The 1384-nt window shown below is 67.8% G+C and carries 1 protein-coding gene; it reads right to left on the reverse strand.

Translation table 11 applies throughout. The features are described from left to right. Positions 1-197: 197 nt before the first annotated feature. Entirely contained in the window at positions 198-1256 is a 1059-nt protein-coding gene (locus ABFS34_16830; protein MEN8377091.1) for a 2-oxoacid:ferredoxin oxidoreductase subunit beta, read from the reverse strand. Positions 1257-1384 lie beyond the last annotated feature (128 nt).

The following is a 1384-nucleotide window of genomic DNA, read 5'->3' on the forward strand; positions in this document are numbered from 1 at the left end:
GCCGTAGCGACGGCTACGGCGCGTCGTTCCGCCTTGCCCCGCGGGCGCATCACGCGCCTCGGTGCACACGGGACTTCCGCGCCGGCACACTAGGGGTCGAGACGGAGGAATGCGCCCGGGCGGCGGGCCAGGGGACGCTGGCTGTCGGACTGGGGAAGAGTGGGGCGGGAAAAAAAGTGCATCCCGCGCGCTAGACGTTATCGCATCTCCGCCATCAGGGCGTCCAGCGCGTCTGAGCCCGGACAGAGCCGGGCGAACGGTACGTCCACCAGCGGCTCGGACACGGTGCCGTTGTCCGCGTGCATGTCGTACCCGGCGCCCTCCTCCAGGTAAAGCAGGCCGACGGGGACCTCGCCCGCTTCCTGCACCGCCCGGATGTGCGCGTACGCGGCATCTCGATCGGTGGGGTCGTAGTCGTCTGCCAGGCCCTGGAACCGAACCGTGGAGCCGTCGTGCAGGCGCACGCTGGTCGCGCCCGGCTGGTCGAGGTCGGCCTCGATCTCCGTGCGGAGCGGCACGAAATCGAACGGGGCCAGCTCCTCCAGGTGCTGCCGCGTGTGCATGTAGCTCTTCGTCGACCCAACGTGGTCGTTGAAGGTGACGCACGGGCTGATCACGTCCACGAACGCGAAGCCCTTGTGCGCCAGCCCGGCCTTCAGGATCGGCACGAGATGCTCCTTGTCGCCCGAAAACGAGCGCGCCACGAAGGTCGCGCCCAGGGTCAGGGCGAGCAGCGCCGATTCGATCGGGCGTTGGCGGTTGACCTCTCCCCGCTTGGCCTTCGTTCCCACGTCCGCCGACGCCGAGAACTGCCCCTTCGTGAGCCCGTAGACGCCGTTGTTCTCCATGACGTACAGCATGTCCACGTTACGCCGGATAACATGGCAGAACTGCCCCAGGCCGATCGAGAGCGAATCCCCGTCGCCGCTGATTCCCACGTACAGCAGTGCCCGGTTGGCGGCGTTCGCGCCCGACGCGATCGCGGGCATGCGTCCGTGCACTGCGTTGAACCCGTGGGCTTGGCTGACGAAGTAGGTGGGGGTCTTGGACGAGCAGCCGATGCCGCTCACCTTGGCCAGGCGGTGCGGCACCACGTCGAGTTCGAAGAACGCCTGAATCAGCGCTGCGGTCACCGAGTCGTGCCCGCACCCGGCGCACAGCGTGGACATGGAGCCTTCGTAGTCGCGTCGCGTCAGGCCCAGCGCGTTGCGCTCCAGACCTGGATGTCGAACCCCGGGCTTGGCGATCGAAGTCATCGTGCTGCGGCCTCGCTAGTGTACCGTTGCAGAAGTCTCGTAGGCATTCGGCTCGCGCTGCATCCCGCGGCTGCGGCGTTGGAACTCCTTGCCGTAGCGACGGCTACGGCGCGTCGTTCCGCCTTGCC

It is taken from the genome of Gemmatimonadota bacterium, from assembly GCA_039715185.1.
In the GTDB taxonomy this organism is placed as follows: Bacteria; Gemmatimonadota; Gemmatimonadetes; order Longimicrobiales; family RSA9; genus DATHRK01.